The organism is Chamaesiphon polymorphus CCALA 037, from assembly GCF_003003845.1.
GTDB classification, from domain to species: Bacteria; Cyanobacteriota; Cyanobacteriia; order Cyanobacteriales; family Chamaesiphonaceae; genus Chamaesiphon; species Chamaesiphon polymorphus.
Map to the genome: position 1 here is coordinate 1 of NZ_PVWO01000325.1, position 6839 is coordinate 6839.

Annotated in this window: 7 protein-coding genes and 1 pseudogene; 3 read left to right on the forward strand and 5 right to left on the reverse strand. The window is 45.3% G+C overall.

Features of this window, described 5'->3' with window-relative positions; translation table 11 throughout:
- Positions 1 to 268: 268 nt before the first annotated feature.
- Positions 269 to 1324 (forward strand): ABC transporter permease, encoded by a 1056-nt coding sequence (locus tag C7B77_RS20475; protein ID WP_106309123.1) that lies wholly within the window; start codon positions 269 to 271, stop codon positions 1322 to 1324.
- Positions 1325 to 1489: 165 nt separating this feature from the next.
- On the opposite strand, the gene C7B77_RS20480 is transcribed toward C7B77_RS20475, so the two are convergent.
- From C7B77_RS20480 to dprA, 5 genes are all read right to left on the reverse strand, one after another.
- Complete coding sequence (locus C7B77_RS20480) at positions 1490 to 1852, reverse strand: type II toxin-antitoxin system PemK/MazF family toxin (RefSeq protein ID WP_106309126.1); 363 nt, start codon at positions 1850 to 1852, stop codon at positions 1490 to 1492.
- Positions 1845 to 2072, reverse strand: coding sequence for a type II toxin-antitoxin system MazE family antitoxin (gene mazE, locus C7B77_RS20485; protein ID WP_106309129.1), 228 nt, complete (start codon positions 2070 to 2072; stop codon positions 1845 to 1847). Before mazE ends, C7B77_RS20480 begins: the two co-directional genes overlap by 8 nt.
- A 237-nt stretch (positions 2073 to 2309) precedes the next feature.
- Positions 2310 to 3002, reverse strand: a complete 693-nt coding sequence (locus C7B77_RS20495) for an HAD family hydrolase (protein ID WP_106309135.1) — start codon at positions 3000 to 3002, stop codon at positions 2310 to 2312.
- A 6-nt stretch (positions 3003 to 3008) separates the two neighbouring features.
- Positions 3009 to 3977 (reverse strand): ATP-grasp domain-containing protein, encoded by a 969-nt coding sequence (locus tag C7B77_RS20500; protein ID WP_106309138.1) that lies wholly within the window; start codon positions 3975 to 3977, stop codon positions 3009 to 3011.
- Positions 3978 to 4331: 354 nt separating this feature from the next.
- On the reverse strand, positions 4332 to 5486 hold the full coding sequence (gene dprA, locus C7B77_RS20505; protein ID WP_106309142.1) for a DNA-processing protein DprA: 1155 nt from the start codon (positions 5484 to 5486) through the stop codon (positions 4332 to 4334).
- A 210-nt stretch (positions 5487 to 5696) separates the two neighbouring features.
- Between dprA and C7B77_RS30220 the strand changes: the two genes are divergently transcribed.
- Together C7B77_RS30220 and C7B77_RS20510 are read left to right on the forward strand one after the other, a co-directional pair.
- The gene (locus C7B77_RS30220) at positions 5697 to 5861 is read left to right on the forward strand and encodes a hypothetical protein (RefSeq protein ID WP_181243942.1); all 165 of its coding nucleotides are present in this window, start codon (positions 5697 to 5699) and stop codon (positions 5859 to 5861) included.
- Between the two features lie 19 nt (positions 5862 to 5880).
- Positions 5881 to 6839 (forward strand): annotated as a pseudogene (locus tag C7B77_RS20510) (hypothetical protein); the annotation flags it as partial.

Sequence of the window (6839 nt, forward strand, 5' to 3'; positions counted from 1 at the left end):
CTTGTCTCGCTTCCATGGTCGGGAAACCCGACCGGAGCGAGCCGCTCCCCCAAACCCCCTCCAAAGGGTCAAATAGTGAGAAGCGTAGCGCGCTTCGCATTAGCAATACCACTTTGGGTTATTAATCTGTGGGTAATGCATAGCTTATAAAGGGGGGCTTTCTTACTCCCTCCCTTGCTTAGTGTCTATCCGCTTTATAAGGGGAGGGCTGGGGTGGAGTAACACAGACTACGCAGCAACTCAAACAAATTTTCCCTATCTCCCTAGAATGAACAGCACATTATCCGACCGTAATATCTTGTCGCAAGTGCGAGATATTTTCTTTAGCGAAACTTGTCAATATATCCTCAAACGAACGCTCCAAGCAATTCTGACTCTGTTGCTGGCGTCGATCCTCTGCTTTGCCATCATTCAGTTATCGCCGGGTAATTTTCTCGACACCCTCAAACAAAACCCGAAAATTACACCCCAACGGATTGAGGAGCTGACACGACAGTTTGGATTGAGCGAAAAAAAAGATTTTCCAACTTTGGTAGAGCAATATACGAGATGGTTGAGACGAGCGTTGCGGGGAGATTTAGGTTTGAGTATGTTGTACTTTCAACCCGTGACGTTATTGATCGGACAGCGGATTAGAGCGACTCTGGAACTGGCGATCGCGTCAATTATTTTAACGTGGGCAATTGCCATTCCCTTGGGGATTATTGGAGCTGTAAATCAAAATAAATTTATCGATAAATTCCTCCGCGTACTTAGTTATACCGCTCAAGGGTTCCCGAGTTTTGTCACGGCTTTATCGTTATTAATCGTCGCGCAAATTTGCTCGCCACTGTTACCTGTAGGTGGAAGAACCAGTATCAATCATCAAGAGTTATCCCCGATCGGTCAATTATTAGATATATCATGGCACATGATTTTGCCGACGATCGCGCTAACTATTACTGGGTTTGCGGGCTTGCAACGGATTACGCGGGGGGAATTACTCGATGTCTTGCGTCAAGATTATATTCAAACCGCTAGAGCCAAAGGGTTGCCAGAAAATCGGGTTATTTACGTCCACGCACTGCGTAATGCGATCAATCCATTAGTGACGTTGCTGGGATTTGAATTTGCCAGTTTGTTGAGCGGTGCTTTTATTGCGGAATTTTTCTTTAATTGGCCGGGATTAGGTAAACTAATTTTGGTAGCAGTAACGGGTAAGGATCTGTATCTGGTAATGGGTAGTCTGATGATTGGGGCAATTATGTTAATTATCGGTAACCTGTTTGCTGATTTACTACTCAAATTTGTCGATCCTCGGATTAAATTAGCCGATCTTAAGTAGTAAGCTGTTGGATAATAAGTAGATGTCCCTAAATATTTATTTAGTCGATAATGCCTGAAACCTAGTTGGTGGGCAGTGCCCACCCTACTTTTGAAGTCTATATTCAATTTGAACGATGATAATTTAATTTGATTTTTGTCGATCGGGTCTAACTATATCTACTATTTATCCTAGCCCAAAACCAGACACGAATGATAGTGCATCTTGGATTTGTTGCCAATAAATATCTTCTAGAATTCCTACTAATCCTAAAACTCTTTGCCCATCGATCGATCGAATTTGAGCGACATCTAGAAATCGATCTTTATCTAAACCATTACTACTGCTAGCTGCAACATTCACTACATATGGTGCTTGCTTCGTACCAGGACGAAACGGAATCGCGATCGTCAGTTGACCGTATTGATTCATCGTATCATTTTGCAGAATCAAGCAAGAGCGAGTTTTTTGAATCTCAGCACCAATAGTCGGATCTAGCTTTACCCAGCGGATTTCACCACGTTGATAAGTTAGAGTACCATTAGGCATCGATGCCATCTCCAACTAGTCGATCCCATTCGGCAATCTCGGCTTGATACTCTGGATCTTGACTATCTGCTTGAAGAGCTGCGATTGTTTCTCTTTCTAAAATTTTCCGTCGCTCTTGAATAATCAGAGCATTCAAATAATCGCTACGATTACCTTGTGCTTGTCGATCGATAAAAGATAGTAACTCTCGATCTAGGGTGATAGCAATTTTTTGTTTCATAATCTTAATTCATAAGTATGATACTATTATCATACCCTGGATCGAGATCGGAAATCTGCCCATACAAATCTTGGATGATTTTTATCGATTTGAATTCAATTTGGCTCAAGATCGTTTATTTGGTTTTTGTCGCGAGATAGACTCGTTAGCGTTGGCGGAAGCCTGCCTTTGGCACAGCGTATCGTAGGCAATCGAATGGAGGTTATTGGTGCAATCTACATCCATAGCAAAGCTAGGTTACAAATTGAGTTGCTCGATCGATGACAACACCTGTACTAATGACTCGACCATTAGATGTGGATGATAATCGGCTCCTGGTGGTTCGAGATTGCCGTATTCAGCCAGTGCGCGCTTGAACCAAATTGTCTGCATTCCCAGTTGGCGCGCGCCAAAAAAATCTTTGCGGGGATTATCGCCGATATAGACGCTAAATTCTGGTAAACTATCGAGTTTTTCTAAGACTAATTTAAAGGGAGCCGTACTCGGTTTCCAATTTTCTCGCCCCAGACTGTCGGAAAATACCACTGCATCAAAAAAACTGTTTAGTCCTAAAGCCGACCATTTGCGTTGTTGTACGCCTAGATAACCATCGCTGACTAAGCCAATTTTATAAGACCCCACCAGTGTTTGCAATATTTCGACAATTTCTGGAAATGGCTCGATCTTGGGGGTGTGTTGGCGATAGACATCGAGTAGAGTGGGAACGATATCCGATCGATCTTTATTGTGCAACGTCAACCAGCGATCGAAAGTATTATTCCTAACTCCCTCGAAATATAAATTGGCTAGCGTGGCATATCCCGTGACTGCTTCGATTCCTAAATTTATCGCCGCCCAATCTGCAACTGCTTGAAAACCACTCAAAACATAGTCTCGTTCTGAATAGAGCGTATCATCGAGATCGAAGACGATCGCTTGGAGCTTAGGCATAAATGGTTAAGAGGCAATCTCGCTACCTTTGACAAAGATAGCGTCATCATAGCGTAACATGGCCAAGCCATCTTCCCACTCATCGATGCCAACTTTGGGATTGTCACCCGCGCATAGCTGCATCAACCAACTGGGGAAGTCTGCGCCAGCTCGATAAGATAAGGGATAACCGCCTCCAAACCGAGGGTTGATTTCGATAAACACGATCTCGCCATCTGGCTGCAAAAAGCACTGAACTGTAATACAACCGATCGCGCCTGGCAATGCTTCGACTACTTGTTTGGCGGCGGCAATTAACTGCGGATTTTTGACAGTGATGCCTTTACTAATTTCTCCCGCTCTAGTTTCGATTCTCAATCGCGGGACGATCGAAATAACATTACCGTTGAAGTCAAGTAACACGTCGATCGTATATTCTTCGCCGACAATTGCTTCTTGAATTATCGCATCTTTGACGTAGTTGGTGAAAAAGTTTAGCTCCGAGCGATTCTTTACATAATACACTCCGACGCTAGAACTGCCAGTATCTGGCTTGACTATCAAGGGAAAATCTCGATCGGTAACTTCGTTTAGTTCGTAGACTTTAGGCGTTTTCACCCCTGCTTTTTGAAAAAAGATCCCAGTCTGCTTTTTGCTATAACAAATTTCATTGGCTCTCACCGATGAAATTAACAATCTAATTCCTCGATCGCTAAATTCTTGCTGGTGGAGCGAGAGTAAATGTAGTTCGGTATCGATTAGTGGAATCAGGAGATCGATCTGATGTGAATCGCAAATATCGAGCAACCGCTCGATGTAATCTGGCGCATCAATGCGGGGTGCTAGCTCGGCTCGATCGGCTAAAAATGATGCTGGAGCGGTTTTCTTGAGATCGGCAGTAACGATTTTGCCTGTAATGTTCGATCTATACATCGACTGGCGAAATGCTTTTAGTAGCTCAACTCTTCGTCCGACACTTGTCAGTAAAATATTCATGAATATTGCTGGTTTCAATAAGTTTTAGCTTGGATGTATGTGCTTCATTGAAATTTCAGTTGACGATATTCTCAATTGATAATTTGAATTGACCTTTGGCAAGCAATTTCTGTTCCATCTTACATGCTCGGTAACATTTGTGCATGTATAATTTTATATCTTCTGCCGATTTTAAAGTGCTGGTAGTAGCCATGAGGTAGCTAATTTTATAACAATAATATCCGAACGTTACTAACCAGCTAACGTTGCATCATTACATAATATGCTAACTAATACGATTGTTATCTAAATCTATCGATCGACCGATCCGGTAGTGTGTCTGCGAGCGACGATTATCTTGATAATTATATGCAATTAGCGTTGATATCTCATCCCTGGTAATTGTATAACTAAACCGAGTAACTCTAACTGAATTAACATACTCGACACACTCGCCACGGGCAGTTCTGACTTCAAGACAATATCATCAAAATTAGTTGCATCGCTACCGATCTGCGCCCAAACTGGCTGGAGATCTGCGGGTACGTTTGGTGCGGCGGCAGTTGTCGCAGTGCTGCCTAGTGTCCCTGATGAGGTCGGGAGATCGAAAGCTAATTGGAGTTGTTGGGTAGTGCCGAGTTGGGGGATAGCTGCGAGTAATTCTAGTAGCGGATCGAGGCCGAGAATGGGCTGTGCGCCACGACTGAGTAGTTCTAGACACCCAATGGCTTTTGGGTTGTCGATCGAGCCAGGAAGGACGTAGACATCGCGTCCGAAGTCATTGGCTTGATGGGCGGTAATTAGGGCACCAGATCGCGTCGGAGCCTCAATCACGATCGTCACGCGACTCAATCCGGCAATAATCCGATTGCGAGCGGGAAAATGACCGCGATCGGGTGGCGTATTGGCGGTATATTCGCTAACAATTAAACCGTCGCGCTCGATCTGGGCAGCGAGAGCTTGGTTGCGCGGCGGGTAGACGATATTGAGTCCGCTACCGACGACGGCAATAGTGCGCCCGCCAGCTTCCAAACAGGCAGTATGCGCTTCGGTATCGATGCCCTGCGCCAATCCGGAGACGATCGTAAATCCTTTCATCGCTAGCAGTTCGCTAATTTTTCGCGCCCAGCGTTTGCCATAATCGGACGGATCGCGAGTACCGACGATGCCGACAGTCGGTGCTTCGCCGCGATTTTCGGCGAGAGATACTTGCCCGCGATAGTACAAAACGCTCGGTGCTGAAGGAATTTCGCTCAATAAACGCGGATAATCGGGATCGATTCGCGTCCACCAGTGGGGATTGTCGATCGCATGTTCGAGTAATAACCGATCGGGATCGATGCGATCGCGGGCTGCGACGATTTTATGCGCCGATTGTACGCCCACGCCATCGAGGGCGAGTAAAGCATTGGCATCGACATGCCAAGCAGTTTCTAGATTGCCAAATTGCTGGCGAATTCGCTCTAGTAAAATTGGCCCGACTCCAGCAACTAGCGACCAAGCCAACCAATAAATACGTTCTCGTGACATGCCATCTCATTCCCGCGCGTTCGGTCTATTATTATGCCCATAATTTGGTGTCGATTGAGAACCATTCAATCGGCGATTTATAACTCGAATGATTCTAAATAGAGCTGCTAATAGTTCTCAATAATTAATTGAGAGTTGTCATAAATTCGGTATTTATAGATCTACACAAATCGACTGACCGATCGATATGATAAGGAACGATTAGGTCGCTTGACAGTTATACTAATCTCGATCGCTAAGAATCCGCATCTTTTATCCTTACGAGCCATCCCAACTCTGCCGTTTCGAGATCGGCTAGAGGAGTATATTTATGGGTACTTGGCAGCAGTAGGAACGATCGCCAGTCTACAAGCAAATTTCCGTCTCAATCGCTAGATGTCGTATAGGTGAAATTTTGACCGAACCTACTTACCTCGAACCAGATCGCTACGATCTACCACTACCATTAATTGGATTCGATCCGCCCGCTGCCTGTGAAACACATCCATTCGAGATTTCGCCACCAGACACCGCAGCGACACAGCAGCTTATTTTTCGATCGCTAACGCAGATTCTCAGTCCGTTGGGTGTCAAATTTAAGTTGTCGATCCAAAGTCTGGTGCCGATGTCCGGATCGATACCAAGCGATAGTCAAGAGCACACTATTTTACAGTCGCCAGATCTCTACTTCCAGGCGTTAGAATATCGACTGTTGGTAGTATGCTACTCCCCAACTAGTTTGGATTCCCAACTGATTGCCGAGCCGCTAGCAAGGGTATTGCGCGCGATCGAACTTCAAGGTTTTCAAGAGGCAATCGTCCAATATTCGCGATTTTCGGCTCTCCAGTCCGCACCGAAGAGCACTCAACTTGCCGACTGGCGATTGCGAATCGATCTGACACCAGCAACGACGAAACTCAGTCGTTGGGCGCGCTGGGGCGACGTCCAAGCAATCACCCAGTTACTCAATGTCGCGCTGGCATCAGCAGACATTCAAGTCAGTGCCGTCCTCAAAAATCTCACCTTACAGATTTTTTGTACGCTCAAAGACGATCTCGATCGTAAATTTCCTGCTAAAAAAATCGTGCTAGATGCGATCGCGCCGTTACTCATTTCGCTCAACCCGCAAGGGATTCAAGGTGCGACGATTCATGGCGTCCAATTTCAACCGGAACTTGGGGGTCAAATTGAGTCGCCACCAGTATGGATTCATTGGCTCGATTTACCTGCTTTGGGCGATCCGAAATTTTCGCTGACACCGATACTATTAGCCAGTCGCGGCGATGAAGATGCCCTGACTTTTATTTTGGAGCGATTGCTCAATCCCGATTTAGAACGGTTTTTGGACATCGGCGGGGGGAGTTTATTTTTTCT

Excerpts from the sequence above, each read along its gene's own strand:
- C7B77_RS20475 (WP_106309123.1), top strand. The coding sequence starts at position 269 with ATGAACAGCACATTATCCGACCGTAATATCTTGTCGCAAGTGCGAGAT.
- C7B77_RS20480 (WP_106309126.1), bottom strand. The coding sequence starts at position 1,852 with ATGCCTAATGGTACTCTAACTTATCAACGTGGTGAAATCCGCTGGGTA.
- mazE (WP_106309129.1), bottom strand. The coding sequence starts at position 2,072 with ATGAAACAAAAAATTGCTATCACCCTAGATCGAGAGTTACTATCTTTT.
- C7B77_RS20495 (WP_106309135.1), bottom strand. The coding sequence starts at position 3,002 with ATGCCTAAGCTCCAAGCGATCGTCTTCGATCTCGATGATACGCTCTAT.
- C7B77_RS20500 (WP_106309138.1), bottom strand. The coding sequence starts at position 3,977 with ATGAATATTTTACTGACAAGTGTCGGACGAAGAGTTGAGCTACTAAAA.
- dprA (WP_106309142.1), bottom strand. The coding sequence starts at position 5,486 with ATGTCACGAGAACGTATTTATTGGTTGGCTTGGTCGCTAGTTGCTGGA.